The sequence below is a fragment of the Buchnera aphidicola (Tuberolachnus salignus) genome, assembly GCF_900016785.1.
GTDB classification, from domain to species: Bacteria; Pseudomonadota; Gammaproteobacteria; order Enterobacterales; family Enterobacteriaceae; genus Buchnera_F; species Buchnera_F aphidicola_M.
Map to the genome: position 1 here is coordinate 372,863 of NZ_LN890285.1, position 25,512 is coordinate 398,374.

The following is a 25,512-nucleotide window of genomic DNA, read 5'->3' on the forward strand; positions in this document are numbered from 1 at the left end:
GACATGATAAAAAAATTTTCAATAATTCATGCCTTCTACAATTATGTTAAAATTATGTTTTACTTTGAGAAATTTTTTCTAAAATACGCAATAACTTCCAAGATTTTAATTTAGAAATTGGACGACATTCAAATATTTCAACCAAATCACCAATCATACATAAATTTTGTTCATCATGAACATATAATTTAGTGCGTTTTTGAATAAATTTTTTATATATTGGATGTTGAATCCGTCGAATAACAATAACAACTATTGTTTTTTGCATTTTATTACTTAATACACGACCTTGTAAAATATGTTTACTGTTTATCACGAAGAAATAACCTTCTGTGTTATAATAAATGTTTTTAAGCGTGCAATATTTTTACGTACTTTACGTAATAAATGAGTTTGCTTAAGCTTACCTGAAGAAATTTGCATACGTAAATTAAAATTTTCTCTTAAAAAATCTAATAACAAAATTTTCAATTCTGATATTGTTTTATTTTTTAATGTTTGATATTTTAACATTTTTATAGTACCATTTTTTTAATAAAAGCAGTTTTAATTGGTAATTTAGAAGATGCTAATTTAAACGCTATTTTTGATTCTTCTTCTGAAATACCATTAATTTCATACAAAATTTTTCCAGGTTGAATTAAAGCTACCCAATATTCTACATTACCTTTCCCTTTACCCATTCGTACCTCTAAAGGTTTTTGAGTAATAGGCTTATCTGGAAAAATACGGATCCATATTTTTCCTATTCTTTTCATATATCGAGTAATTGTACGTCGTGCTGATTCAATTTGTTTAGATGTTAAACGACCTCTACTTAACGCTTTAAGTCCAAATTCTCCAAATAAAACTTGATCCCCTACAATTACACCACGATTACGCCCTTTATGCATTTTTCTAAATTTTGTTCGTTTCGGTTGTAACATGATAAAAATTTCCTTTTTTATTTACGATATTTTCGTATATTACGTTTTTTAACTCCTAACAATTTTTCCGTTGCATTTAATAAAGGTGTACCACCTAAAATTTCTCCTTTAAAAATCCATACTTTAACTCCAATAACTCCATATGTTGTATGAGCTTCCGAAGTATTGTATTCAATATCTGCACGTAATGTATGTAATGGTACTCTTCCTTCACGATACCATTCTCGTCGAGCAATTTCAGCTCCACCTAATCTTCCACTAACTTCTACTTTAATACCTTTTGCACCTTGCCTCATAGCATTTTGAACAGCTCGTTTCATTGCTCGACGAAACATAATACGTCTTTCTAATTGAGATGTAATATTATCTGCTACTAATTTTGCATCTAATTCAGGCTTCTTAATCTCAGAAATATTAATTTGCACTGGAAAAGTTGTCATATCAGTAATAAATTTTCTTAATTTGTCAACATCTTCACCTTTCTTACCTATAACAATCCCGGGACGTGCTGTATAAATTGTAATTCGAATACTTTTAGCGGGTCTTTCAATAACAATCCGTGATACTGAAGCTTTAGATAATTTTTTCATTAAAAAATTACGTACTTGAAAATCACTTTCCAAATAATTAGAAAATTCTTTTTTACTAGCAAACCAAACTGAATTCCATGATTTTACAATTCCTAATCTCATACCGTTAGGATGTACTTTTTGTCCCATAACTAATCTCCTGCTTTCTATGAAAACGTGATAATATCATTGTAATATGACTAGTACGTTTTAAAATTCGATCAGCTCTTCCTTTAGCGCGAGGTAACATCCGTTTCATTGTAGGTCCAGAATCAACAAAAATTTTAGAAATAAACAAAGTAGAAATTTTATGATTATAATTATGTTCAGCATTTGCAAGAGCAGATTTTAATAATTTTTTTAATAAATATGAAGATTTCTTATTAATATTTTCTAAAATCTTTAATGCTTCCAAAGCATTTTTTCCTCGTATTATATTTACTACTAATCTCATTTTTTGCGCTGAAGAACGCACTTTTTTAGATTTTGCGCAAACATTCATACACATCTTCCTCTTTACGTTACTGTATTCACTTTTTTAGTTTTTCGATCTGCAGAATGCCCTTTAAATGTTCTTGTTATAGAAAATTCACCTAACTTGTGACCTACCATTTCTTCTGTAATAAAAATAGGAATATGAAATTTACCATTATGCACTAATATTGTTAATCCAATCATATTAGGAAAAATAGTAGAACGCCGTGACCATGTTTTAATAGGTTTTTTATCTTTTTTTTCTACAGAGTTTTTTACTTTATTTAATAAATGTGAATCTATAAAAGGACCTTTTTTTAAAGAACGAGGCATAATATATTAACCTTTATAAATTATTTATGACGATGATGTACAATAAATTTTTCAGTACGTTTATTTTTTCTAGTTTTCTTACCTTTCGTAGGACAACCCCAAGGACTTACTGGATGTTTTCCGAAATTTCTACCTTCTCCACCTCCATGAGGATGATCTACGGGATTCATCGCAGTACCTCGAACTGTAGGTCGTACTCCCCTCCATCGAACAGCACCTGCTTTTCCATAAGATTGTAACATATGCTCAATATTTCCTACTTCACCTAACGTAGCACGACATTCTATATGTATTTTTCTTAATTCACCAGAACGTAAACGAACAATCGCATATTTACTATCGCGAGAAACTAATTGAGCTGAACTACCAGCTGAACGCGCAATTTGACCTCCTTTTCCTGATTTTAATTCTACATTATGCATAATAGAACCTATAGGAATATTTTTTAATGGCAAAGCATTACCAATTTTAATAGGAGCTAAAGATCCAGACATCACTGTATCTCCTATTTTTAAATTTTTTGGTGCTAAAATATAATTACGACTACCATTTTTATATAATAACAAAGCAATATGAGAGGATCTATTAGGATCATATTCAATATGTTGTACCACTGCTGGAATATTATCTTTAATTCTTTTAAAATCTATTATTCGATAATTTCTTTTATGTCCTGACCCAATATGTCGCATAGTAATTCGCCCATTATTATTACGACCTCCAGTTTTTTTTTTTTTACATGTTAATGATGCAAATGGACGACCTTTATATAAATTTGAAGTCACAACCTTAATCATATGACGGCGACCAGGTGAAGTTGGTTTACAACGTATAATAGCCAAAAAAAATCTCCTTTTTAATATTAATTACTTAATTTAAACTCATAAAATTTAAATTTTGACCTGTTTTCAATACAACATATGCTTTTTTCCAATTACTTCGTTTAAAAAAAACATTTTTTTGTTTTTTTCGTTTTCCTTTTATAATTAAGGTATTAACTTTTTTTACTGTAACACGAAATAAATATTGAATAGCAGTTTTAATCTCAAATTTAGTAGCATTTCTTAAAACTTTTAATACAACAGTATTATTTTTTTTCATAGTATAAGAAGACTTTTCTGAAATATGAGGCATAATTAATACTTTTAATAAACGTTCTTCATTTATCATATTAAACTCTCCTCAAGATTTTTGTAAACATTCACTGTCATAAGAACATTTTTAAAAGAAATTAAACTTACAGGATCTACTTTACTAACAGATAAAATCTTTACTTGATACAAATTACGTGCTGCTAAATATAAGTTATTGTCAATTGATAATGTTATAATTAAAACATTTTTTATATTTAATTTTTTTAATTTTGAAACTAAAATTTGAGTCTTTGGTTTTTCAATTACAAAATTTTGAAATAAAATCAATCTTTTTTGACGAATTAATTCTGAAAAAATACTTTGTAATGCCCTTTTATACATTTTTTTATTAATTTTTTTTATAAATTTTCTTGGTTTTGCTGCAAATGTTACACCTCCTGATCTCCACAAAGGACTACGTAAAGAACCAGCACGTGCACGTCCAGTTCCTTTTTGACGCCACGGTTTTTTTCCTGAACCTGAAACTTCTGATTTATTTTTTTGAGCTTTGCTACCTTGACGTTGTCTAGATAAATATGCAACTATAATTTGATGAACTAAAGATTCATTAAAATTTTTTAAAAAATTTTTATTATTTATTAATATTTTTTCTTTAGTATCTCTTAAAATTACATCCATATACCATATACCTCTTAAAAATTTTATACTTTTATTGAAGGTCGAATTTTTAAATATCCACCAGTACAACCAGGAACTCCGCCTTTAATAAAAAGTAAATTCTTTGATTCATCAATTTTTATGATTTTTAAACTTTGTATTGTAACGCGAGAGTTTCCTAAATGACCAGCCATTTTTTTTCCTTTAAAAACTCTTCCCGGAGTTTGATTTTGACCTATTGATCCAGGAACGCGATGTGATAAAGAATTACCATGAGTAGCATCTTGCATACTAAAATTCCAACGTTTTACAGTTCCACTAAATCCTTTTCCTTTTGAAATACCTGTAATATCAACTTTTTTTATTTTTGAAAAAAAAGAAACAGATAATTTTTGACCACAATAAAATTTATGAATATCTGAACATTTAAATTCCCATAATCCAGATCCAACTCGAATACCTAATTTTAAAAAATGTCCAGCTTCTGGCTTTTTAATTTGTTGTATTTTTTTAATTCCTGTTGTTACTTGAATCGAATTATATAAATTTTTTTGTACAGTTTTAATACATGTAATAATATTTTTTTTAATTTCTATTACTGTTGCAGGAATTGATAATCCTTCAATAGTAAAAAGTCTAGTCATTCCAATTTTTTTACCAATTAAACCGACCATATCAATTTTATTCCTTTTCAAAAAATATGCCTTTTTTATCCTAAACTAATTTGTACATCTACTCCTGCGGCTAAATCTAATCTCATTAATGCATCTACTGTTTTTTCGGTTGGTGTAACAATATCTATTAAACGTTTATGAGTACGAATTTCATATTGATCACGCGCATCTTTATTAACATGTGGTGATACTAAAATAGTATAACGTTCTTTACGAGTTGGTAAAGGAATTGGTCCACGAACTTGCGCACCAGTTCTTTTTGCTGTTTCTACAATTTCAATAGTAGATTGATCAATTAATCGATGATCAAATGCTTTTAATTTAATTCGAATTCTCTGATTTTTCATAATACACAAACCTCTTTAAACACTGAATATTAAAAAAATTTTATTATTTTTTTTTAAAAAAAAATATTAAAAAAATATAAAAATTTTTTAAAAATTCTTAAAGAACTTAAAAATTTTTTCAATATTTTAAAAAATAACATCAAGAAAAGAGTAAAAGATACTCTTATCTTGACTAACATTATAATAATAAAATATTCAAAATAAAAAAAATTTATAAAATTACTTTTGTAACAATACCGGCACCAACAGTCCGACCCCCTTCACGAATTGCAAATCTTAAACCTTCCGCCATTGCAATAGGATGAATTAATTTAACTATCATTTTTACATTATCGCCAGGCATAACCATTTCTACTTTTTCTGGTAAAACAATAGAACCTGTCACATCAGTAGTACGAAAATAAAATTGAGGACGATACCCTTTAAAAAAAGGAGTATGTCTACCACCTTCTTCTTTTGATAAAATATATACTTCGGCTTCAAATTCCAAATGAGGTTTTATTGTACCTGGTTTTGCTAATACTTGCCCACGTTCTATCTCTTCTCTTTTTGTACCTCGTAATAAAATTCCAACATTTTCTCCTGCTCGACCTTCATCTAAAAGTTTACGAAACATTTCAACACCAGTACAAATAGTTTTTGTAGTTGCTCGAACACCTACAATTTCTACTTCTTCTCCAACACGTATAATTCCTCTTTCTACACGCCCTGTTACTACTGTACCACGTCCTGAAATTGAAAAAACATCTTCAATAGGTAACAAAAAAGGATCTTCAATAGCACGTGTTGGCAAAGGAATATATGTATCTAATAAATTAGCTAATTCTAATATTTTATCTTCCCAAATTTTTTCGCCTTCTAATGCTTTTAATGCAGAACCACGAATAATTGGAATATTTTCTCCAGGAAAATCATATTGCGTTAATAAATCTCTAACTTCCATTTCTACTAATTCTAATAATTCTTCATCATCAACCATATCGCATTTATTTAAAAAAACAATAATATGCGGAACTCCGACTTGACGACCTAATAAAATATGTTCGCGAGTTTGAGGCATAGGACCATCTGTTGCTGCAACTACTAAAATTGCTCCATCCATTTGAGCTGCACCAGTAATCATATTTTTAATATAATCGGCATGACCAGGACAATCTACATGAGCATAATGACGATTAGCGGTATCATATTCAACATGTGAAGTATTAATCGTAATACCTCTAGCTTTTTCTTCTGGTGCATTATCAATTTGATCAAAAGCACACGCTAATCCACCAAATTTTTTAGATAATACAGTTGTAATAGCTGCTGTTAAAGTAGTTTTACCATGATCTACATGACCAATAGTACCAACATTAATATGTGGTTTTACACGATCAAATTTTTTTTTTGACACTTTTATATCCTTACTAAAATATTTACAAAAAAATAAATTTTTTATTTTTTCAATGTTTTATTTAATTCTCAATTTCATAATTTCTTGAGACAAAATTTTAGGAGTTTCAGTATATTTAAAAAATTCCATTGAATACGAAGCCCTACCTTGCGTTTGAGATCGTAAATCAGTTGCATAACCAAACATTTCAGATAAAGGAACTATAGCTTGAATTTTTTTATCACCTATAACATCATCACTCATACCCTCAATAATGCCACGACGACGATTTAAATCACCGATAACATCTCCCATATATGTATCAGGTGTTTCAACTTCTACTTTCATAATTGGTTCTAATAAAATCGGGGTAGCTTGTTTAAAAGCTTCTTTAAAAGCATAAGAGGCTGCTAATTTAAACGCTAACTCTGAAGAATCTACATCATGAAAAGACCCATAATATAAACGAACAACAATATCTACAACTGGATAACCCGCTAATGGACCCGATTTTAATTGTTCTTGAATACCTTTATCAATTGCAGGAATATATTCACCAGGAATCGATCCTCCTTTAATATCATTAATAAAAGTATAACTTAATTCCTCTTTTGTGCGAGGGAATAAATCTAAAACTACATGTCCATATTGCCCCCTTCCTCCAGATTGTTTAATATGTTTTCCTTCAATACCTAAAATTTTTGTTTTAATCGTTTCTCGATATGCTACTTGTGGTTTCCCAATATTTGCAGATACTCCAAATTCCCGTTTCATTCGATCTACGATAATTTCTAAATGTAATTCTCCCATACCCGAAATAATCGTTTGATTTGATTCTATATCTGTCCATACTCGAAATGAAGGATCTTCTTTTGCCAACCGATTTAATGCAAGTCCCATTTTTTCTTGATCAATTTTTGTTTTGGGTTCTACAGCAATTGAAATAACAGGTTCTGGAAAATCCATTTTTTCTAAAATGATAGGATGATCTAAAGAACATAATGTATCTCCTGTCATAACATTTTTTAATCCTATTGCAGCTGCGATATCTCCTGCGTATACTTCTTTAATTTCTTCTCTTTTATTAGCATGCATTTGAACAATACGACCAATTCGTTCTTTATGTAATTTTATCGAGTTTAAAACAGTGTCTCCAGAACGTACAATTCCCGAGTATACACGGAAAAAAGTTAAATTCCCAACAAAAGGATCTGAAGCTATCTTAAATGCTAACGCTGAAAATGGCTGTTTATCAGAAGGTATACGTAATATTTTTTTTTCACTTTTATCATCTAAAATACCAGAAATCGCAGGAATATCTTGAGGAGACGGTAAAAATTCTATAATAGCATCTAATAAAGCTTGAACTCCTTTATTTTTGAAAGCAGAGCCGCAAGTAATCAAAGTAATTTTATTATTTAACACGCAGTTTCTTAAACTTTTTTTTAATTCTGATTCCATAATAAATTCATTATTTAAATATTTCATCATAACATTTTCATCATGTTCTGCAGCTATTTCAACTAAATTTGAACGCCATTTTTGAGATATTTTAATTAAAGAATGTGGAATTTCTTGATATGTAAATGTCATTCCTTGATCTTTTTCACACCATTTAATTGCCTTCATTTTTATCAAATCTATTACACCTGAAAAATTCTCTTCATTTCCAATAGGTATTTGTAAAGGGACTGGTAATGTATGTAAACGAGTTTTAATTTGAGAAATTACAGAAAAAAAATCAGCACCCATACGATCCATTTTATTAATAAATGCAATACGTGGTACTTTATATTTATTTGCTTGCCTCCAAACAGTTTCAGACTGAGGTTGAACTCCTCCTACAGCACAAAAAATCATAACTGCGCCATCTAAAACTCGCATCGATCTTTCAACTTCTATTGTAAAATCTACATGACCAGGAGTATCAATTATATTTATTCGATGAGGTAAAAATTGTTTAGCCATACCAGACCAAAAAGTAGTAGTAGCTGCAGAAGTAATAGTAATACCACGTTCTTGTTCTTGTACCATCCAATCCATAGTAGCTGCACCATCATGTACTTCACCAATTTTATGATTTACACCAGTATATAATAAAATTCGTTCTGTAGTTGTAGTTTTCCCCGCATCAATATGTGCACTAATTCCAATATTACGATATTGTGTAATAAGTGTTTTTCGACCCATAAAATTCCTTGAAAGAATAATAAAACTTCATTAATTTTTTTTAAAAAAATTTTTACCATCGATAATGAGCAAATGCTTTATTTGCTTCTGCCATTTTGTGTACTTCTTCTTTTTTTTTAACTGCTGCACCTTTATTTCCAATAGCATCTAACAATTCATTCGTTAATCTTAAAAACATAGATTTATCATTTCTTTTACGCGCAGACAAAATAATCCATCGCATTGCTAATGTATTTCTTCGCGTTGGTCTAACTTCTACTGGCACCTGATATGTAGATCCTCCAACTCTACGTGATTTTACTTCTACAGATGGTTTTACATTTTCTAATGCTAACTCAAATATTTCTAATTCTTTTTTTCGCATTTTTTTAGCAACAATTTTTAAAGCAGAATATACAATATTTTCAGCAATAGATTTTTTTCCATCTATCATTAAAATATTAATAAATTTTGCTAATAATTCTGATTCAAATTTAGGATCAAACAAAATTTTTCTATTTCCAACAATACGACGACGAGGCATTTTATTTTACTCCTAAAAAATTAAATTTTTGGTTTTTTAACGCCATATTTTGATCGACCATTTTTTCGATCTTTAACACCTGCACAATCTAAAGAACCTCTGACAATATGATATCTAACACCAGGTAAATCTTTTACACGACCACCTCGAATTAAAATAACAGAATGTTCTTGTAAATTATGACCTTCTCCTCCAATATAAGCAGTTACTTCTAATCCATTAGTTAAACGAACTCGACATACTTTTCGTAATGCAGAATTAGGTTTTTTAGGTGTAGTTGTATATACTCTAATACAAACTCCACGTTTTTGGGGACATCGAGATAATGCTGGAACATTGCTTTTTGTTAATTTACGTTTTCTAGATTTTCGTACTAATTGATTAATTGTGGCCATTATTTATGCCTTTATAAAAATTATTAAAAATTTAAGATTTTTTAAAAATATAATTTTTTTTATAAAAAATACCTAAAAAAATCAAATAAAACTTTTTTATTCACCATGTCATATTAATTTTATGTTTTTCTGTTAATTTTACAAATCCCAAAAAATTTATAATGCAAACTTTTCGTATAACAAACTTAAACAATCCTCTTGCTTTTAAATCTTCTTCTAAACAATATACTTTATGAAAAAAATCTAAAAAATTAATATCTAAAATTTTTTTTTTAATTCCTAAAATGACTCCATCTTGTAAACAAATAATTTCATCTGATGATTGACTAAAAATTTTTAAAGAATTTAAAGATATTTGATATGGAGAATTAAACAAAATATGTAACATATAGTTACCATTTAAAAATAATGTCAAATTTACGAATTTTTTTATTTATTTTTTTTTGTTTTAAAAAAATTCCTTTTACAATAAAATCTTTATCATTATAAAAACCACGTTCATAAGCTGATTTTAAACAAAAAAAAAAATCACAAACACCATATAAAGGTAAAATTTTAAAAGCAGAAACATAATTTTTCAATAAAACATGTTCTGGTTTTTGAGATTTTAATAATTGGAAAATACCATCTTCTATAAAAAAAATACTAATTTTTTTCATAGTTAAAGATAAAGATAATAATATATCTAAACCTTCTTTTGTTATACTATTTCCATATGGTCCTTTTGAAAAAAAAAATGCTATTGATTTTTTCATATCATTTATAACTTTATATTATTATAGTTAAAATTGTATAAAACGATCACATTTATATATTTGAACAGCTAATGTACTCAATCCAGTTAATTGAAAATTTTTAGACAAATTACCATCCAAAAAACCTAATTTTAATGCCATTTCCTTAGAAAGAATTCCTTTTTGATATGCAGAATTCATACAAATATATAATTTTATTTGATGTAAAAAAGATAATTTTATAAAACTTTTTATAATATTAAATTCATCTTGTGAGGGATAAATCATACTATTAGCATTGTATACTCCTAATGAATAAAAAAAAATACTTTTTAATTGATGTTTCTTCAAGATTAATGCACGAGCAAATAATAATGCAGAATTAGAGTTTTGAGTACCATATGGAGGGCCAGAAACAGTTAAAATATATTTCATATCAATTTTAATATCATATTTTTGTAAAAATTATATATAATTTTTATATTCAAAAATTTATAAAAAATAATTATTTAAAAAATTACAAAATATCTAAAACTTCAATTTCAAAAATTAAAGTTGAAGAATGTGGAATACCAGGAATTTTAGACATTTTTTGAGTTATATCAGATGGTATTACTAATAAAATTTTTCCACCTTTTTTTAATAATTTTAAGCTTTCTCTCCAAGTCGGAATCGTTTGATTTAAAATAAATTTAATTGGAACACCTGTTTTATATGAATTATCAAATTCTGTTCCATCAACTAAAGATCCTTTATAATGAACTAAGATCGTAGAATCATCTTGTACATATTCTCCAGTACCTAAATTTTTTATTTTATATAAAGTTCCTAAAGAACTTTTTTCAACATCTTCTTCTTGAGAAAATTTTTCTAAAAATTCACTATCTAATTTTGAAATTTTATTGAATAATAAATTTTCTAACTCTTTATTTGTTTGACTAACACGATCAGAAAAAACATGTAAATATTTATTAATTTCAGTTTTTGGTAATTTTGTTGTTTTAGAAAGAGCATCCCATAATCCAACATATAATAACATAGGATCATGAATAATATTTTTATTTGTAGAATTATTTACAAAATCTAAAATCATTTTTCCGAATGAAACACCTACTGAATATAACATTTTATCTTCATTAGTAATAATTGCTTGTTCAAAAGTACTTTTAACAAAATTATTTTTTTTTATAAGAGGCATAGAAGATGCATATGCAAAAGAATTTATACTTAATATAAGATATAAACTACTTAAAATTTTTAAAAAATAAAACATTTTTATTTTCCTTTTTCTTAATATTAATAATGTTTATAAAAATTTTATATTTTTTAAAATTTTATATATTCATTTTTTTTTGAATTTTATGCAAAAAATTTTGAGCATTATTATTAGCAATTTTTGAACCATTTTTTAAAATTTGATATAATTTTAATTCATCTTTCCGATAATATAAATATAAATTTTGTATTTTTTTTAAAAAATTTTTTAAAACAATAGACACCCAATCTTTAAATTGTTGATAAGTTTTATTCAAAAATTTTTTTTCTAAAATTTCAATTTTTTGGTCGCTTAATAAAGAACCAATAATTAATAAATTCGAAATACCTGGTTTTTTTTGAGGATCATATACAATACGAGGAGGATTGTCTGAATCAGTTATAGATAATTGTATTTTTGAAATAGAAATTTTTACTGGATCTTCTAAAAAAATTACATTTTTTTGATTTTTATCAGTTTTAGACATTTTTTTTAAAGGATTTTGTAATCCCATAATTTTTTTTCCAAAAATTGGAATAAATATTTGTGGAATAATAAAAATATTTCCATATATTGAATTTAAACGTTTTGCTATTTTTTGAGTAAATTCTAAATGTTGTTTTTGATCTTGTCCTACTAATATAAGATTTGATTGATATAATAAAATATCAGAAGCCATCAATACCGGATAACCAAATAAACCTAAATTAATATTTTTTTTTTTAAAAAATACTTGATTTTTAAATTGCGTCATACGCGATAATTCACCATAATAACTAATACAATTCAATATCCAATACAATTGACTATGCGCAGGAACATGTGATTGAACAAAAATAATATTTTTTTTATAATCAATACCACAAGCTAAATACCAAGATAAAGTATCCAAAATTGTTCTTTTTAAAAAATATGTTCTATCTTTTAAAGACGTTGTTAAAACATGTAAATCAGCAATACAAAAATAACATTTAGAAGATTTCTGAAAATTTTTCCAATATTTCATAGTCCCTAAATAATTACCTAATGTTAATCTTCCAGATGGTTGAATTCCAGTAAAAATTATATTCTCTGCAAAATTATTCATAAAAAATCCTAAAATTTTTTTAAAAGAGATAATATTATATAAAAAAATTAATTTCTTATATAAATAAAATTTTTTTAAAATTTTTCAAAGTTTTTTGATAATCATTTGTACCAAAAAGAGAAGTACCTAATACTACTATATCTGCACCAACTGTAACAATTTTTTTAACATTTTGTAGTGTTACTCCTCCATCAACTTCTAACAAAATAGTATTTTTTTGTTCATTTAATAATTTTCTAATACAAGAAATTTTCTGAAAAATTTCTAATAAAAATTTTTGGCCTCCAAAACCTGGCATAACAGACATTACTAAAACTATATCAATTATATCTAAAAAGGGATATAAATAATTTATTTCAATATTCGGACTTAATGCAAGCCCAACTTTACATCCAAAACTTTTAATAAAATTTATTATATTATTCAAATCATATGTTGTTTCAGGATGCACTATAATAGTTGTCGCACCAACATCAATAAAATTTTTAATTAATATTTTTGTAACTGGATGTACCATTAAATGTACTTCAATAGGATGTACGATATTATTATTACGTAGAGATTCTAATACTAAAGGACCAAACGTAATATTAGGAACGTAATGATTATCCATAACATCAAAATGAATAATATCAGCTCCAAATTGTAATACTTGTCGTACTTCTTTTCCTAATTTACAAAAATTTGCAGAAAGAATAGATGGAGCAAGCAATATTTTTTTCATACATTATTTAACCTAAAATTCTTTCAAAATTAAATAAAAATATATTTAAAAATTGTTTTTATGAGATTTTTCAATAGCTTGAATAATAATTTTTGAATCAATTGATTTATGAATTTTCACATTTTCTAAATTATGCGGTAAAATTAAACAAATATTTCCGTGAGAATTTTTTTTATCATATTTTAATAATTCTACATATTTTAACGCATTTAAATTATTTGGACCTCTTAATGGTAATTTAATTTTTTTAAAAATAGAAATAATTCGAAATAAAATATCTTTTGATAAAAAATTTAAAATATAAGAAACATATGCAGAATATATAATACCAGCAGAAACTGCATATCCATGTAACCAAGAACCATAACCCATAAATGTTTCAATTACATGCGCAAAACTATGACCCAAATTTAATAAAGCTCGTTGAGAATTTTCCATTTCATCTGATTCAATTATTTTAGTTTTGAAACAACAACATTTATATATACAATACTGTAATGCTTTTTCTTCTAAATTTAAAAGAGAAAAAATATTTTTTTCTAACCATATAAAAAATTTCTTATCAAAAATAATAGAATATTTAATAATTTCAGAAATACCTGATAAGATTTGTTTTTTAGGTAAATATTTTAAAAATTCAAGATTAATAAAAACTCCTAATGGTTGCCAAAAAGAACCAATCATATTTTTTCCTAAAATATGATTTACACCTGTTTTTCCTCCTATAGAAGAATCAACTTGAGCCAACAACGTAGTAGGTATTTGTATAAATGAAATTCCACGTTGGTAAATAGAAGCTACAAAACCTGTTATATCTCCTATAACTCCACCTCCTAAAGCAATTAAAGTAGTATCCCGATTACATTTTTTTTTTAATAAAATAGAAATAATTTTTTCTACAGTATGTAAATTTTTATAATTTTCTCCTTCTTTTAAAACAATAACATTTGTTTTTTTTTTAAAAATTGGAAAATCAGAAAAAAATTCTTTTGATAATAATTTTTGAACCACTTGATCCATAATAAGAATATGTTTTGTATTTATACTAAATAAATTTTTTATTTCTCTTGTTTTTAAAAAATTTTTACCAATATAAATATAATAACTACGCTTTTTTAAATCAACATAAATTGTATTTTTTAACATAAGTAATACTCAAGGAAATTTTTAAATTTTTTATTTTTGAAAATTTTTTAAAATTTTAAAAATCTGAACAACTAAAATTTTAGGATTTTTTGAAGTCGTATCAACAATAATATCAGATATATTTTTATATATCGGATTTCGTACATAAGCTAAATTTTCTAAAATTTTTTTTTTATCTTTTTGTGTTTTTTTTGTATTTAATAAAGGTCTTTTTTTATCTGAAGGAATACGAATTAATTGATTTTCAATAGTTGTTTTTAAATAAATTACAATACCACGTGTTATAAAATATTTTTGAGCACATTCTGATAAAATAGATCCTCCACCTGTAGCTAAAACAATATTTTTTTTTTGAGTCAATTCATTTAAAATTTTTTCTTCACGTAATCGAAAACCTTTTTCTCCTTCAACATCAAATACCCACGAAATATCTGCTCCTGTTCGTTTTTCAATTTCTAAATCAGAATCATAAAATTTCATATGTAAAAATTTTGCTAATTGACGTCCAATAGTACTTTTTCCTGCACCCATCGGACCAATTAAAAAAATATTCTGTTTTTCAACCATAAAATTATGTCACCAAAAAAAATAAAATATATTTAAAAAAAATTAAATATATTAATAATATTTAAAAAAAATTTAAAAATACATGTTTAAATTTTATTTATATTATAAATATTATAATATGAAATATAAAAAATATATAAAAAAACTTGACCTATATAAAATTTTTATTATTATAACTATTAACTTTATAAAATTCAAATAAAAAATATTTCTTAAATTTGGTGAGATGTCTGAGAGGTTGAAAGAGCATGCTTGGAAAGCATGTATACATTTATCATGTATCAAGGGTTCGAATCCCTTTCTCACCGCCATAATTTTTTATTATATAAAAAATATATTATTATTATTTAATTCTGTAAAAATTAATTAATAATATGAATTTGAATTTCGAAAATGTTTAGTTATATCATGTATTCCTGTTAAATGTGGAAATTTATTTAATACTAATTTTTCAATATTTTGTTTTAATGTAACATTGATCATTGAACATCCATTACATCCCCCTTTAAATTTTACAAAAATTTTTCCTTGTGCATCAATTTGTAATATTTTTACATAACCATTATGTTGTAATAACATTGGATTAATAACTGTCAAAAAAAAATGTTCTACACGTTCAAATAAAGAAGCTGTTTTTTTTATACAAAGTTTTTTTTTAATAAATGGAGCTTTTAAAACAATTTGTGTTTCAGTGGTATGATTAACTAAATTAATAATAGAATCTTTCAAATATGGAAGAAAAATTTTTTTTACATATATATTAAAACCAGAAAATTGAATTTCTTTATCTATTGAAAAATCAATTTCATCAAAATGACAAAATAATAAATTACAAGTAGCATGTGCAGTACCTGGAAAATTTATTAATATTCTAATAAAAGTTTTTTTAGGTTGTTTTTTTAACAATTGAACAAAATGTAATTGAGCTAACTCTGAACATTTAATCATAATAAAATTATTCTTATCCGTAAAAAAAATGATTAATATATAAAACTATTTTTCTATGAAAATCTTTATAATATTATATTCAATTTAAAAATATATTTTTTATATTTTAAATGTTAAAATATGATATCTTTTTTAATTTTATAATGATTGATTTTTTATGAAAAAAATTTTATGGTCTGTATATGGTATTGGAAAAATCCCAATAGTTTTATTTCATGGATGGGGATTCAATTCTAATATTTGGTATTCTATTTTTCCTTTTTTATTAAAAAAATTTACTATTTATGTTTTTGATTTTCCTGGATATGGTAATAATTCAAATATTCATTTAATGAATTTTACAAACATATCAAATTTTTTATTATCAATTTTACCTCATAAAGTTATCTGGATCGGTTGGTCTCTTGGTGGATTATTAGCTACATATATAGGTTATTATTTTCCAAATCGTACTTATGCAGTTATTTTAATTGCTTCTTCTCCATTTTTTCTAAAAAAAAATAAATGGCCAGGAATTAAAAAAAAAACATTAATATCAATAAAAAATAATATGTTAAATTCTTATCAAAATTTTTTATTAGAATTTTATAATATACATATCTCTTTAAAAAAAAATTCCTTCTTTACTCAAAAAAAAATTTTTCAAAATTTTTTTACAAAATTACCTACTTCTGACGCAATTTTACAAGGTTTTCAATGGTTAAAAAAAATTGACAATCGAAAAAAAATAATAAATTTAAAAATTCCAATTTTTCGAATATATGGAAAATTAGATCTTTTAATTCCAATAAAAATAGAAAAAAAATTAAAAAATATTTTGTATAATGGAAAATTTTATATTATTAAACAAGCTGCTCATGTACCATTTATTACACATCCAAAGTTATTTCTAAATATTATAAATGATATTATTTATAATATTAAATTTTTTTAAAAAATATATAAAATTTTTAAAATATAGTAAAAATTATATTTTATTTTTTTATATTTATTAAAAAGGAATTTCATCTTCAAAATCTAATTTAGTAGTTGAATTAATTAAATTGTCTTGTTTTTTTAATTCTTCATCTGAATTTTTTAAAGAATAATTTTCATCTTGAATTTTATTTTTTTTTTCTGAAATTGAAGAAGAATATTTTGTACCTAAAGAATCTCGAGAAATATTTTGATTAGAATTTCTATTTCCTAACATTTGCATAGTTCCGGTAATATTAACAATTACTTCTGTAATATAACGATCAATTCCATTTTGATCTTGCCATTTACGAGTTTGCAAAGATCCTTCAATATAAATTTGCGATCCTTTATGTAAATATTGTGCCGCAATTTCTGCTAATTTACCAAATACTACAAGCCGATGCCATTCTGTTTTTTCTTTAGCTTCTCCAGTCTTTTTATCTTTCCAAGTATCTGAAGTTGCTAAAGTCATATTTAACACAGCGCCTCCATTAGGCATATATCTAATTTCAGGATCTTGTCCTAAATTTCCAATTAAAATTACTTTATTAATTCCACGACTTGCCATAAATAAATTGTTTACCTCTTTTAAAAATATAAAAAATTATATTTAAATTATATCATAAAAAAAACAGCATATATATCTAAAAATTAAGTTATAATACTATAAAAAATATTTATTAATATAAAAAAATTTTAAAAATATAAAAAATTTAAAATTTTATTTATCATACTATTAAAAATATTTTTATTATTTTTTAGGATAAACATTATGCATTTTCAAAAAATAAAATATCCATATAAATTCTCAGTAGCACCTATGGTAAAATATACAGATTTACATTGTCATTTTTTTTATCGACAATTAACAAAAAAAACTTTATTATATACTGAAATGTTAACAACTAATCAAATAATTTATAAATTTAAAAATAAAAATATTCAAATTTATCCTCCGACTGCATTACAACTTGCGGGAAATAATGTATATGATTTTTTAATTTGTTCCCAATGGGCAGAAAAAATAGGTTTTCAAGAAATTAATATTAATTTAGGATGTCCTTCAAAAAATGCAAAAAAAGGAAATTTTGGTATTTTTTTAATGAAAAAACCAAAATTAGTCTTTGAAATTATAAAAAATATCTATCATACCGTTTCAATTCCTATAAGTATCAAAATTCGCTTAGGAATAACTAAAAAAGAAAATTTTGAATTTTTAAAAAATTTTATTGAAATAGTCTCCCAAAAAAAATATTGTATTCGATTTATTATTCATGCGCGTAATGCTGATTTAACATTATTAAGCACTCGAAAAAACAGAACAATACCGCCATTAAATTATTTATATGTATATAAAATTAAAAAATATTTTCCGCATTTAATCATTGTTTTAAATGGAGGTCTCAAAAATTTACGCGAATCTAAATTACATTTAAAAAAATTAAATGGAATTATGATAGGACGAGAAATTTATAAAAATCCATTATTATTAACACAAGTTGATCATATTTTCTTCCAAAATAAAAAAAACTATAATATATTAAAAATATTAAATAAAATGATGGAATATACAGAACAACAAAGAAAATATGGAATTGCACCAATTAATATTATTAAACATTTTTTAAACATTTTTAATGGAATTTATAATTCTAAAAATTGGAAAAAATATATATGTGAAAAAATAAAATACACTAAAAATTTAAAAAAATTATTACATCATTCTCTAAAAATTTTTCCTTCTCATATTATAAACTCTTTACAAAAATATTAAAAAATTTTTTATAAAAAACATTATTTTTTATAAAAAATTTATTTTATTATAATTTATATAGGAATATTTTCTTACTATTATGATTGAAAAAATAAATAAATTAAAATTATTAAACATTTCTCCCTATTCATTAGAAGCTGAACAATCGGTGTTAGGCGGATTAATGTTAGACAACAACAAATGGGATATAATTATTGAATACATTCAGAAAGAAGATTTTTTTAGTAAAAAACATCAATTAATTTTTTTAGAAATGAATAATTTAATAGAAAAAGGAAATCCAATTGATTTAATCACATTATCAGAATCTTTAAATCAAAAAAATATATTAGAAAAAATTGGAAGATTTTCTTATTTAGCTGAAATTTCTAAAAATACTCCAAGTGTTGCGAATATTGTTAATTATGCTAAAATTGTTAAAGAACGTTCAATTATGAGAGAAATTATTTCTGTTGCAAATAATATTGCAGATTTTGGATATCATTCTAAAGGACGTAATAGTTCAGAATTATTAGATTATGCGGAATCTAGTATTTTTCAAATCTCTGAAAAACGAATTAAAAAAAAATATGGCCCTCAAAACATTCAAAAAATTTTAGAAAACACAATTTCAAATATTGAAAAATTATTTCAAAAACCACATCAAGGTATTACTGGAATTAATACTGGATATCATGATTTAAACAAAAAAACAGCAGGTTTACAAAAATCAGATTTAATTATTTTAGCAGCTCGTCCATCAATGGGAAAAACTTCATTAGCGATGAATTTATGTGAAAATGCAGCAATGATATATGAAAAACCAATTTTAATTTTTAGTTTAGAGATGCCAAGTGAACAAATTATGATTCGAATGTTAGCTTCTTTATCTCGAGTTGATCAATCAAAAATCAGATCTGGACAATTAACAGATGAAGAATGGAGTCGAATTTCTGGTACAATTAATGTTTTATTAAAAAAAAAAAATATTTATATTGATGACTCATCTAATTTAACTCCAAATGAATTAAGATCAAGAACACGTCGTCTATATCGTGAAAATAATGGATTAACTTTAATTATGATTGATTATTTACAATTAATTAAAATTCCTACTTTATTTGGTAATCGTACTTTAGAAATAGCAGAAATTTCTAGAACTTTAAAAGCTTTAGCAAAAGAACTAAATATTCCTATTATAGCATTATCACAATTAAATAGATCGTTAGAACAAAGAGCAGATAAAAAACCAGTAAATTCTGATTTAAGAGAATCAGGATCTTTAGAACAAGATGCGGATTTAATTATGTTTATATATCGAGATGAATTATATAATGAAAATAGCGAATTAAAAGGTATAGCAGAAATTATTATCGGAAAACAAAGAAATGGTCCTATTGGAACTATTAAACTAACATTTAACGGTCAATGGTCAAGATTTGATAATTATGCAAATCCTGAACATCATAAAAAAAATTTATAAAAAAGTAATCAGTATAAAATATATAAGGAAAAATATGATAATTTTAGCATTTGATTATGGTGTAAAAAATATAGGTTTAGCAATTTCTGATACCTTATTGTCTTATGCAACTCCTTTACCAAGTTTATACAATTTTAAAAAAAAAATACAATGGAAAAAAATTCAAAATATATTATTTACTTGGTTACCAAAATATCTTATTTTAGGTTATCCAATTGACAATAAAGGAAAAAAACAAAAAATCGCAAAAAAAATTGAAATTTTTAAATTAAATTTAGAAAAAAAATATAAAATTCCTGTTAAACTTCATAATGAATATTTAACAACTAAAATTGCAAAATCTATTTTATTTCAAAAAGGAGGATTTAAAGAATTAAAAAAAAAAAATATTCATTCTATGTCAGCTGTGTTAATTTTAGAAGGATGGTTAGAAATATTTAAAAAAAATATTAATAACATTTAAAAATATAATATTATATAAAAAATTTCTTTTATCTTTTTTATAAAATTTTTTTATGTTTCTTTTTACGTAAAATACTCTAAAAACGATGTCATTATTTTCTCAATCATACATAAAACCTAATATAAGTATTTATATTAATATTCCAAAAAAATATTTTGAAAATTTTTCTAAAAAAAAAAATTTTAAAAAAAATATATATATAGAATCTATTATTCAAGATTTTAAAAAATGTTCTTTTTTATTATTTCATCGTACTATTTATTCTATTTTTATTAGTACAAAAATTTTTTTCTTAATTAATCCATATTATTTATTTCAAATATTAAAAAATTTAAAAAAATTTAAATTTAAAAAAAACATAGAGATTACTTTAGAAATTTTTCCACAAAAATTATATTTAAAAAAAATTTTTGAATATTTAAAATTAGGTATTAATCGAATATCTATAAAATTAGGGACTTTAAACAAAAAAATTTTAAAATTATTAAATATTCCAACTTTTTCTCAAAAAAAAATAAAATTTCTATTTCAAAAAATGTATAATAAAAAAATTAATATTAATATTGATTTATATTATGGATATCCTGAACAAACTCTTTCTGATATATTGTCTGAATTAAAAAAAATTTTAATATTTCACCCTCAACATATTACATGGGCTCCTTATATTCCGAATAAAAAAGAAAAAAAAATAATTTCTCAATTAAATTTATCAATTACATTTGATATCTCAAAAATGTTATTTTTAGGATGTAAAATATTAAAAAGATTTGGATATTCTCAATATGAAAAATTTTCTTATTCAAAAAAAAAATCTCAATGTCAGCATAATTTAAATTATTGGAATTTTGGAGATTTTATCGGTTTAGGATGTCAAGCTCACAGCAAAATTACTTTAAAAAAATTTAATATTTTACGTATCATAAAAAATAAAAAAATTTCTTTATATCAATCAGGAAAATATATAAAAAAAAAAATATATGTTAAAAAAAACGAAATACCTTTTGAATTTTTTTTAAATAAATTTTTTTTACTTAAAAAAATTTCTTATAAAAATTTTCAAATTATGACACATCATTCTATAAAATTTATTAAACCAATCTTAAAAAAAGCATATAAATTAAATTATTTAATTTTATGTAAAAAAAAAATTATATTAACAAAATATGGTCAAAAAAATTTAAATCATTTATTAGAACTTTTTATATAATATTTTTTTATCTATAATATATTTTTTTATTTAATAATTTGATAAATATGTTCAAAAGTTTGATGTCCTAATTTTATACTTTTTTTTTCAAATTTTGTTTTTTTAATGCAAAAGGAAGATAATAAAATTTTATCTTTTAAACATGCAGAAAAAAAATTTTTTTGTTGTAAAAAAAGATACTGAATATGTTGTGAATATGAAAAACTATCAGTTTTAATATGTATATAACCAAATACAATAATTTTATTAAAAATAATTTTAAGAAAATTTTCTTGAATTAAACGTCTTTTATGATGTCGAATTTTAGGCCAAGGATCAGGAAAAAAAATTTGTACTATAAAAATTGAAGAATTCGGTAGCATATATTTTATAACATCATATACATCATGAAAAACTAGTCGCATGTTATCAAGAGATTTATTTTGTAAATATTTTAAACAAGAAAAAATACTAGTACGATATACTTCAATTCCTAAAAAATTATTATTTGTATTTTTAGCAGACATTTGACAAAAATCTTTACCATTTCCAAAACCAATATTTAAAATAATAGGTAAATCATTAGAAAAAATTGTTGTAAAATTAATGTTTTTTTTTTGAAAATTAATACCATTTTTTTTCCATAAAAATTGAAATTTTTGAATTGGAAATCGTTTTAAAGAACGATTACGACAAACAAAACTTTTTATTGTTTGAAAAGTTATTTTTTTTTTAAAATCAAATATATCATCACAACTCAACATATTAAACACTCTTAAAAGTTTAAAAAATTTTTAAAAAATATAAAAATTTTTTTTAAAAAATATAGTATACTATATAAAATCAATTTTTATATTTTTTAAAAAAAAACATTTATATATATTAGGATCTACATCAAATGTTATGAATTTTTCACAAATGTTACTTAATTGGTATCATAAACATGGTCGAAAAAATTTACCTTGGCAAAAAAAAAATAATATTTATTATATTTGGTTATCTGAAATTATGTTACAACAAACATCAGTGACAACTGTCATTCCTTTTTTTAAACGTTTTATTCAAAAATTTAAAAATATTCATCAATTAGCAAAGGCCTCTTTAAATGATATTTTATATCTATGGAGTGGGTTAGGATATTATAAACGAGCACATTATTTATATCAAACATCTCAAATTATTGTAAAAAAATATAATCAAAAATTTCCTTCAAATATACAAAAATTATTATTGTTACCAGGAATTGGAAAATCTACTGCAGGTGCAATTTTATCTCTTTCATATAATTTTTGTTATCCAATTTTAGATGGTAATGTAAAACGTATTTTAATTAGATTTTATAATATTCAAAATATTAAAACTATATATTTTTTAGAAAAAAAATTATGGTCATTAATTACTAATTTACTTCCATTACATCATCCTGGAAAATTTAATCAAGCATTAATGGATTTAGGTTCTTTAATATGTAAAATTAAAAAACCACTATGTTATAAATGTCCTTTAAAAAAAATATGTATTTTTTATAAAAAAAAAAAAAATATTTTTTCAATTAATTTTCAAAAACCTAAAAAAAAAATTAATTTAATTTTATTAATTATCAAATATCAATCTTTAATTTTATTAATACAACAAAATAAAAAAAATTTTTGGCCAAATTTATTTTGCTTTCCAATGATTAAATTTTTTTTAAATACCTTCCAAAAAAAAAATAATCTCATTTTTTATAAAAAAAAAAAAATATTACCTTTTTTTCATTTTTTTAGTCATATAAAATTTTTATTATGCCCGCATTTTATAAAAATTTCTACAAAAAAAATAATAAAAAAAAAATATTTAAAAAATTCTCTTTGGTTTAATCTAAAAAATCCTCAAAAAATTGGATTACCAACTCCTATTAAAAAAATTTTAAGTTGCATAAAAAATGAATCATGTTAAAAAACGAATAATTTTTTGTACTTTTTTAAAAAAATATTCCGAAGGATTAAATTTTCAATGTTATCCCGGTTTATTAGGTCAAAAAATTTATAATGAAATTTCTCAAATAGCTTGGCAACAATGGTTAAACAAACAAACAAAAATTATTAATGAAAAAAAACTAAATATGTGTTCTTTAAAAGATCGAAAATATTTGGAAAAACATATGAAAAATTTTTTTTGGAAAAAAACATAAAAAATATTGAATAATTATACTATTTAAAAAAATTATAAATTTTGTATTAAAAAAATTTTCTTTTGAACATAAAATAAAATTTTTTTAATCAATTTATATTTTTGAGGATTATTTTTATATTTTATTTCTAACATTTCTATATTATTAAAAAATTTTAAAAAATCAAAATCTTTTAAAAAAAATTGACAATGTTTCCTCCATTTATTTTTTTCAACTTCAAGTAATGTATTTGAAAAATTTCTTGCGCGCATTCTAAAAAATAATTCAGATAACCTTGAATCTTGAAATTTTTTATTGAATTTTTCACCAGGAATTTGATAACTACATATTTTAAAAAAATTTTCCAAAATTTTTTTATCAAAAGAATTAAAAAAATTATCATAAAGTTTTAAGTCAACATTTTTAAAATTTTTAAAAATAATTTTTTGAGTAAAAATTTTTTTTAAAATTAAAATAATATTTTTTTTTTTTAAAATAAAAAAATTTTTTTGAAATAATAAATAATTTAATTTTAATCGAATACAATTTGATGTTGTAATTTTTTTATATGATAAAACAATAGGTTTTTTATTTAAAGAAATACTAAAAACTCCTAATTTAAATAAATTTTTAAAAACCTCTTTTGTATGTAAATACTGTTTTAAAAAAATAAATAAATATTGCGGATTATATTGCAAATTATATACTAAAATTATATTTTTGTTTAAAGGATGAATCATTAAAAAACATACAACCCCAATGTTATTATTTTGAGATCCGAATACATTAGAAATATAAAAAAAAGGTTTATTTTTATTTTTTAAAAAAAAATTCCATAATTTTTTTTTGTTATATAAATTTAAAATTGAATGTAGTAAATATTGATTATGAGAATTTAAAATTTTAAAAATAGAAAAAGTAGCTAAAACATCTGATAACGCATTATGAACAGAAAGATGAGGAATTTTATTTAACTGCGTAATATCCGATAATCGAAAACTTATATTTCCTAAAATATTTCGAGGCCATAATAAACAACTAGGTTCTAAAATATAAAAAGTTCTTAAAATTTGTAATATATCACCAACTGAATTACCATGCTTCCATTCCCATTCATAAGGATCTAAAAAATTTCTATAAAAAATATTTCTAGTAATTAAATTATCAAAAGAAATATTATTATATCCTAAAATACAAATATTTTTTTGAGTAAAAATTTTATAAATAATTTTTGCTAAAAAATATTCATTAACTCCATAAAAATATGCATATTGTGGCAAAATTTTAGTAATAAAAATAGAAAAAACATCAGGAATATAATCTAATGGAGGATAACAAAAAATTGATATTGGAGATTTTATTATATTAAAATTACTATCAATTTCAAGACAGGCAAACTGAGAAACTTTATCTAATGAAACATTTAATCCATATGTCTCATAATCATAAATAATAAATTTTTTAAATAACATATCTGAAACACTTTAATAATTAAAA

Annotated in this window: 34 protein-coding genes and 1 tRNA gene; 8 read left to right on the forward strand and 27 right to left on the reverse strand. The window is 23.2% G+C overall.

Annotated elements, in window-relative coordinates; genetic code table 11:
* Positions 1–52: 52 nt before the first annotated feature.
* The 23 genes from rpsQ to aroK all read right to left on the reverse strand — a co-directional run bounded on the left by rpsQ (position 53) and on the right by aroK (position 15,070).
* On the reverse strand, positions 53–316 hold the full coding sequence (gene rpsQ / locus BTSPAZIEG_RS01765) for a 30S ribosomal protein S17 (RefSeq protein ID WP_075472867.1): 264 nt from the start codon (positions 314–316) through the stop codon (positions 53–55).
* Positions 313–513 (reverse strand): 50S ribosomal protein L29, encoded by a 201-nt coding sequence (gene rpmC, locus BTSPAZIEG_RS01770; RefSeq protein ID WP_075472870.1) that lies wholly within the window; start codon positions 511–513, stop codon positions 313–315. Before rpmC ends, rpsQ begins: the two co-directional genes overlap by 4 nt.
* A gap of 2 nt (positions 514–515) precedes the next feature.
* Entirely contained in the window at positions 516–926 is a 411-nt protein-coding gene (gene rplP, locus BTSPAZIEG_RS01775) for a 50S ribosomal protein L16 (protein ID WP_075472872.1), read from the reverse strand.
* A gap of 17 nt (positions 927–943) precedes the next feature.
* Positions 944–1,645, reverse strand: coding sequence for a 30S ribosomal protein S3 (rpsC, locus tag BTSPAZIEG_RS01780; protein WP_075472874.1), 702 nt, complete (start codon positions 1,643–1,645; stop codon positions 944–946).
* Positions 1,623–1,997, reverse strand: a complete 375-nt coding sequence (rplV, locus tag BTSPAZIEG_RS01785; protein ID WP_082252449.1) for a 50S ribosomal protein L22 — start codon at positions 1,995–1,997, stop codon at positions 1,623–1,625. Before rplV ends, rpsC begins: the two co-directional genes overlap by 23 nt.
* Before the next feature lie 14 nt (positions 1,998–2,011).
* On the reverse strand, positions 2,012–2,302 hold the full coding sequence (rpsS, locus tag BTSPAZIEG_RS01790; RefSeq protein WP_075472878.1) for a 30S ribosomal protein S19: 291 nt from the start codon (positions 2,300–2,302) through the stop codon (positions 2,012–2,014).
* Between the two features lie 20 nt (positions 2,303–2,322).
* A complete protein-coding gene (gene rplB, locus BTSPAZIEG_RS01795) occupies positions 2,323–3,144 on the reverse strand; it encodes a 50S ribosomal protein L2 (RefSeq protein WP_075472880.1) in 822 nt (273 codons plus the stop codon).
* A 28-nt stretch (positions 3,145–3,172) separates the two neighbouring features.
* Positions 3,173–3,472 (reverse strand): 50S ribosomal protein L23, encoded by a 300-nt coding sequence (gene rplW, locus BTSPAZIEG_RS01800; RefSeq protein WP_075472882.1) that lies wholly within the window; start codon positions 3,470–3,472, stop codon positions 3,173–3,175.
* Positions 3,469–4,074: a 50S ribosomal protein L4 gene (gene rplD / locus BTSPAZIEG_RS01805; RefSeq protein ID WP_075472884.1), complete on the reverse strand. Its 606-nt coding sequence runs from the start codon at positions 4,072–4,074 to the stop codon at positions 3,469–3,471. The genes rplW and rplD overlap by 4 nt, the downstream gene beginning before the upstream one ends.
* Positions 4,075–4,097: 23 nt before the next feature.
* On the reverse strand, positions 4,098–4,727 hold the full coding sequence (gene rplC, locus BTSPAZIEG_RS01810) for a 50S ribosomal protein L3 (RefSeq protein WP_075472886.1): 630 nt from the start codon (positions 4,725–4,727) through the stop codon (positions 4,098–4,100).
* Between the two features lie 35 nt (positions 4,728–4,762).
* Positions 4,763–5,074: a 30S ribosomal protein S10 gene (gene rpsJ / locus BTSPAZIEG_RS01815; protein ID WP_075472888.1), complete on the reverse strand. Its 312-nt coding sequence runs from the start codon at positions 5,072–5,074 to the stop codon at positions 4,763–4,765.
* Positions 5,075–5,285: 211 nt separating this feature from the next.
* Complete coding sequence (tuf, locus tag BTSPAZIEG_RS01820) at positions 5,286–6,470, reverse strand: elongation factor Tu (RefSeq protein WP_075472890.1); 1,185 nt, start codon at positions 6,468–6,470, stop codon at positions 5,286–5,288.
* A gap of 57 nt (positions 6,471–6,527) precedes the next feature.
* Positions 6,528–8,639, reverse strand: coding sequence for an elongation factor G (gene fusA / locus BTSPAZIEG_RS01825; protein WP_075472892.1), 2,112 nt, complete (start codon positions 8,637–8,639; stop codon positions 6,528–6,530).
* Between the two features lie 52 nt (positions 8,640–8,691).
* Positions 8,692–9,162, reverse strand: coding sequence for a 30S ribosomal protein S7 (gene rpsG, locus BTSPAZIEG_RS01830; RefSeq protein ID WP_075472894.1), 471 nt, complete (start codon positions 9,160–9,162; stop codon positions 8,692–8,694).
* Positions 9,163–9,182: 20 nt separating this feature from the next.
* A complete protein-coding gene (gene rpsL / locus BTSPAZIEG_RS01835; RefSeq protein ID WP_075472896.1) occupies positions 9,183–9,557 on the reverse strand; it encodes a 30S ribosomal protein S12 in 375 nt (124 codons plus the stop codon).
* 100 nt (positions 9,558–9,657) lie between these two features.
* The gene (gene tusB, locus BTSPAZIEG_RS01840) at positions 9,658–9,945 is read right to left on the reverse strand and encodes a sulfurtransferase complex subunit TusB (protein ID WP_075472898.1); all 288 of its coding nucleotides are present in this window, start codon (positions 9,943–9,945) and stop codon (positions 9,658–9,660) included.
* 4 nt (positions 9,946–9,949) lie between these two features.
* Positions 9,950–10,312, reverse strand: a complete 363-nt coding sequence (gene tusC, locus BTSPAZIEG_RS01845; RefSeq protein ID WP_075472900.1) for a sulfurtransferase complex subunit TusC — start codon at positions 10,310–10,312, stop codon at positions 9,950–9,952.
* 27 nt (positions 10,313–10,339) lie between these two features.
* Complete coding sequence (gene tusD / locus BTSPAZIEG_RS01850) at positions 10,340–10,726, reverse strand: sulfurtransferase complex subunit TusD (protein WP_075472902.1); 387 nt, start codon at positions 10,724–10,726, stop codon at positions 10,340–10,342.
* Between the two features lie 82 nt (positions 10,727–10,808).
* Positions 10,809–11,564 carry an FKBP-type peptidyl-prolyl cis-trans isomerase gene (locus tag BTSPAZIEG_RS01855; protein WP_075472904.1) on the reverse strand — a complete coding sequence of 252 codons (756 nt, stop codon included), beginning with the start codon at positions 11,562–11,564 and terminating at the stop codon, positions 10,809–10,811.
* 61 nt (positions 11,565–11,625) lie between these two features.
* Positions 11,626–12,633, reverse strand: coding sequence for a tryptophan--tRNA ligase (gene trpS / locus BTSPAZIEG_RS01860; RefSeq protein ID WP_075472906.1), 1,008 nt, complete (start codon positions 12,631–12,633; stop codon positions 11,626–11,628).
* 55 nt (positions 12,634–12,688) lie between these two features.
* On the reverse strand, positions 12,689–13,357 hold the full coding sequence (gene rpe, locus BTSPAZIEG_RS01865) for a ribulose-phosphate 3-epimerase (RefSeq protein ID WP_075472908.1): 669 nt from the start codon (positions 13,355–13,357) through the stop codon (positions 12,689–12,691).
* A 45-nt stretch (positions 13,358–13,402) separates the two neighbouring features.
* Positions 13,403–14,503 carry a 3-dehydroquinate synthase gene (gene aroB, locus BTSPAZIEG_RS01870; RefSeq protein ID WP_075472910.1) on the reverse strand — a complete coding sequence of 367 codons (1,101 nt, stop codon included), beginning with the start codon at positions 14,501–14,503 and terminating at the stop codon, positions 13,403–13,405.
* A gap of 30 nt (positions 14,504–14,533) precedes the next feature.
* Positions 14,534–15,070 (reverse strand): shikimate kinase AroK, encoded by a 537-nt coding sequence (aroK, locus tag BTSPAZIEG_RS01875; RefSeq protein WP_075472912.1) that lies wholly within the window; start codon positions 15,068–15,070, stop codon positions 14,534–14,536.
* Positions 15,071–15,290: 220 nt separating this feature from the next.
* Between aroK and BTSPAZIEG_RS01880 the strand changes: the two genes are divergently transcribed.
* Positions 15,291–15,381: transfer RNA gene (locus tag BTSPAZIEG_RS01880), tRNA-Ser, on the forward strand.
* Between the two features lie 55 nt (positions 15,382–15,436).
* Here the strand turns inward: BTSPAZIEG_RS01880 and BTSPAZIEG_RS01885 are convergent.
* Positions 15,437–16,018: a NifU family protein gene (locus BTSPAZIEG_RS01885; RefSeq protein WP_075472914.1), complete on the reverse strand. Its 582-nt coding sequence runs from the start codon at positions 16,016–16,018 to the stop codon at positions 15,437–15,439.
* Positions 16,019–16,175: 157 nt separating this feature from the next.
* Here BTSPAZIEG_RS01885 and BTSPAZIEG_RS01890 point away from each other — a divergent pair, with 157 nt between their 5' ends.
* Positions 16,176–16,952, forward strand: coding sequence for an alpha/beta fold hydrolase (locus BTSPAZIEG_RS01890; RefSeq protein WP_075472916.1), 777 nt, complete (start codon positions 16,176–16,178; stop codon positions 16,950–16,952).
* Between the two features lie 57 nt (positions 16,953–17,009).
* On the opposite strand, the gene ssb is transcribed toward BTSPAZIEG_RS01890, so the two are convergent.
* Positions 17,010–17,543, reverse strand: coding sequence for a single-stranded DNA-binding protein (ssb, locus tag BTSPAZIEG_RS01895; protein WP_075472919.1), 534 nt, complete (start codon positions 17,541–17,543; stop codon positions 17,010–17,012).
* 204 nt (positions 17,544–17,747) lie between these two features.
* On the opposite strand from ssb, the gene dusA reads away from it, so the two are divergent.
* The 4 genes from dusA (at position 17,748) to BTSPAZIEG_RS01915 (ending at position 21,884) form a co-directional block, all read left to right on the forward strand.
* Positions 17,748–18,749, forward strand: coding sequence for a tRNA dihydrouridine(20/20a) synthase DusA (dusA, locus tag BTSPAZIEG_RS01900; protein WP_075472921.1), 1,002 nt, complete (start codon positions 17,748–17,750; stop codon positions 18,747–18,749).
* Positions 18,750–18,828: 79 nt separating this feature from the next.
* Positions 18,829–20,211 (forward strand): replicative DNA helicase, encoded by a 1,383-nt coding sequence (dnaB, locus tag BTSPAZIEG_RS01905; RefSeq protein ID WP_075472923.1) that lies wholly within the window; start codon positions 18,829–18,831, stop codon positions 20,209–20,211.
* A gap of 34 nt (positions 20,212–20,245) precedes the next feature.
* Entirely contained in the window at positions 20,246–20,674 is a 429-nt protein-coding gene (ruvX, locus tag BTSPAZIEG_RS01910) for a Holliday junction resolvase RuvX (RefSeq protein ID WP_075472925.1), read from the forward strand.
* 85 nt (positions 20,675–20,759) lie between these two features.
* On the forward strand, positions 20,760–21,884 hold the full coding sequence (locus BTSPAZIEG_RS01915) for a hypothetical protein (RefSeq protein WP_075472927.1): 1,125 nt from the start codon (positions 20,760–20,762) through the stop codon (positions 21,882–21,884).
* A 26-nt stretch (positions 21,885–21,910) separates the two neighbouring features.
* Here BTSPAZIEG_RS01915 and trmB read toward each other — a convergent pair whose 3' ends face one another.
* A complete protein-coding gene (trmB, locus tag BTSPAZIEG_RS01920; protein ID WP_075472929.1) occupies positions 21,911–22,627 on the reverse strand; it encodes a tRNA (guanosine(46)-N7)-methyltransferase TrmB in 717 nt (238 codons plus the stop codon).
* 139 nt (positions 22,628–22,766) lie between these two features.
* Between trmB and mutY the strand changes: the two genes are divergently transcribed.
* Positions 22,767–23,801 carry an A/G-specific adenine glycosylase gene (mutY, locus tag BTSPAZIEG_RS01925; protein ID WP_075472931.1) on the forward strand — a complete coding sequence of 345 codons (1,035 nt, stop codon included), beginning with the start codon at positions 22,767–22,769 and terminating at the stop codon, positions 23,799–23,801.
* Positions 23,788–24,036, forward strand: coding sequence for an oxidative damage protection protein (locus tag BTSPAZIEG_RS01930; protein ID WP_075472933.1), 249 nt, complete (start codon positions 23,788–23,790; stop codon positions 24,034–24,036). The genes mutY and BTSPAZIEG_RS01930 overlap by 14 nt, the downstream gene beginning before the upstream one ends.
* Before the next feature lie 32 nt (positions 24,037–24,068).
* Here BTSPAZIEG_RS01930 and sbcB read toward each other — a convergent pair whose 3' ends face one another.
* Positions 24,069–25,487, reverse strand: a complete 1,419-nt coding sequence (sbcB, locus tag BTSPAZIEG_RS01935; protein WP_082252451.1) for an exodeoxyribonuclease I — start codon at positions 25,485–25,487, stop codon at positions 24,069–24,071.
* Positions 25,488–25,512: the final 25 nt, after the last annotated feature.

Coding starts and splice junctions, on each gene's coding strand:
- tusB (WP_075472898.1), bottom strand. CDS start 9,945: ATGTTACATATTTTGTTTAATTCTCCATATCAAATATCTTTAAATTCT.
- rplC (WP_075472886.1), bottom strand. CDS start 4,727: ATGGTCGGTTTAATTGGTAAAAAAATTGGAATGACTAGACTTTTTACT.
- rplP (WP_075472872.1), bottom strand. CDS start 926: ATGTTACAACCGAAACGAACAAAATTTAGAAAAATGCATAAAGGGCGT.
- BTSPAZIEG_RS01855 (WP_075472904.1), bottom strand. CDS start 11,564: ATGTTTTATTTTTTAAAAATTTTAAGTAGTTTATATCTTATATTAAGT.
- aroB (WP_075472910.1), bottom strand. CDS start 14,503: ATGTTAAAAAATACAATTTATGTTGATTTAAAAAAGCGTAGTTATTAT.
- rplV (WP_082252449.1), bottom strand. CDS start 1,997: ATGAATGTTTGCGCAAAATCTAAAAAAGTGCGTTCTTCAGCGCAAAAA.
- dnaB (WP_075472923.1), top strand. CDS start 18,829: ATGATTGAAAAAATAAATAAATTAAAATTATTAAACATTTCTCCCTAT.
- mutY (WP_075472931.1), top strand. CDS start 22,767: ATGAATTTTTCACAAATGTTACTTAATTGGTATCATAAACATGGTCGA.
- aroK (WP_075472912.1), bottom strand. CDS start 15,070: ATGGTTGAAAAACAGAATATTTTTTTAATTGGTCCGATGGGTGCAGGA.
- rpsJ (WP_075472888.1), bottom strand. CDS start 5,074: ATGAAAAATCAGAGAATTCGAATTAAATTAAAAGCATTTGATCATCGA.
- BTSPAZIEG_RS01915 (WP_075472927.1), top strand. CDS start 20,760: ATGTCATTATTTTCTCAATCATACATAAAACCTAATATAAGTATTTAT.
- sbcB (WP_082252451.1), bottom strand. CDS start 25,487: ATGTTATTTAAAAAATTTATTATTTATGATTATGAGACATATGGATTA.
- dusA (WP_075472921.1), top strand. CDS start 17,748: ATGCATTTTCAAAAAATAAAATATCCATATAAATTCTCAGTAGCACCT.
- ssb (WP_075472919.1), bottom strand. CDS start 17,543: ATGGCAAGTCGTGGAATTAATAAAGTAATTTTAATTGGAAATTTAGGA.
- rpmC (WP_075472870.1), bottom strand. CDS start 513: ATGTTAAAATATCAAACATTAAAAAATAAAACAATATCAGAATTGAAA.
- rpsC (WP_075472874.1), bottom strand. CDS start 1,645: ATGGGACAAAAAGTACATCCTAACGGTATGAGATTAGGAATTGTAAAA.
- rplD (WP_075472884.1), bottom strand. CDS start 4,074: ATGGATGTAATTTTAAGAGATACTAAAGAAAAAATATTAATAAATAAT.
- BTSPAZIEG_RS01890 (WP_075472916.1), top strand. CDS start 16,176: ATGAAAAAAATTTTATGGTCTGTATATGGTATTGGAAAAATCCCAATA.
- fusA (WP_075472892.1), bottom strand. CDS start 8,639: ATGGGTCGAAAAACACTTATTACACAATATCGTAATATTGGAATTAGT.
- trmB (WP_075472929.1), bottom strand. CDS start 22,627: ATGTTGAGTTGTGATGATATATTTGATTTTAAAAAAAAAATAACTTTT.
- ruvX (WP_075472925.1), top strand. CDS start 20,246: ATGATAATTTTAGCATTTGATTATGGTGTAAAAAATATAGGTTTAGCA.
- tusC (WP_075472900.1), bottom strand. CDS start 10,312: ATGAAAAAATCAATAGCATTTTTTTTTTCAAAAGGACCATATGGAAAT.
- rpe (WP_075472908.1), bottom strand. CDS start 13,357: ATGAAAAAAATATTGCTTGCTCCATCTATTCTTTCTGCAAATTTTTGT.
- rplW (WP_075472882.1), bottom strand. CDS start 3,472: ATGATAAATGAAGAACGTTTATTAAAAGTATTAATTATGCCTCATATT.
- rpsL (WP_075472896.1), bottom strand. CDS start 9,557: ATGGCCACAATTAATCAATTAGTACGAAAATCTAGAAAACGTAAATTA.
- rpsG (WP_075472894.1), bottom strand. CDS start 9,162: ATGCCTCGTCGTCGTATTGTTGGAAATAGAAAAATTTTGTTTGATCCT.
- rpsS (WP_075472878.1), bottom strand. CDS start 2,302: ATGCCTCGTTCTTTAAAAAAAGGTCCTTTTATAGATTCACATTTATTA.
- tusD (WP_075472902.1), bottom strand. CDS start 10,726: ATGAAATATATTTTAACTGTTTCTGGCCCTCCATATGGTACTCAAAAC.
- BTSPAZIEG_RS01885 (WP_075472914.1), bottom strand. CDS start 16,018: ATGATTAAATGTTCAGAGTTAGCTCAATTACATTTTGTTCAATTGTTA.
- BTSPAZIEG_RS01930 (WP_075472933.1), top strand. CDS start 23,788: ATGAATCATGTTAAAAAACGAATAATTTTTTGTACTTTTTTAAAAAAA.
- trpS (WP_075472906.1), bottom strand. CDS start 12,633: ATGAATAATTTTGCAGAGAATATAATTTTTACTGGAATTCAACCATCT.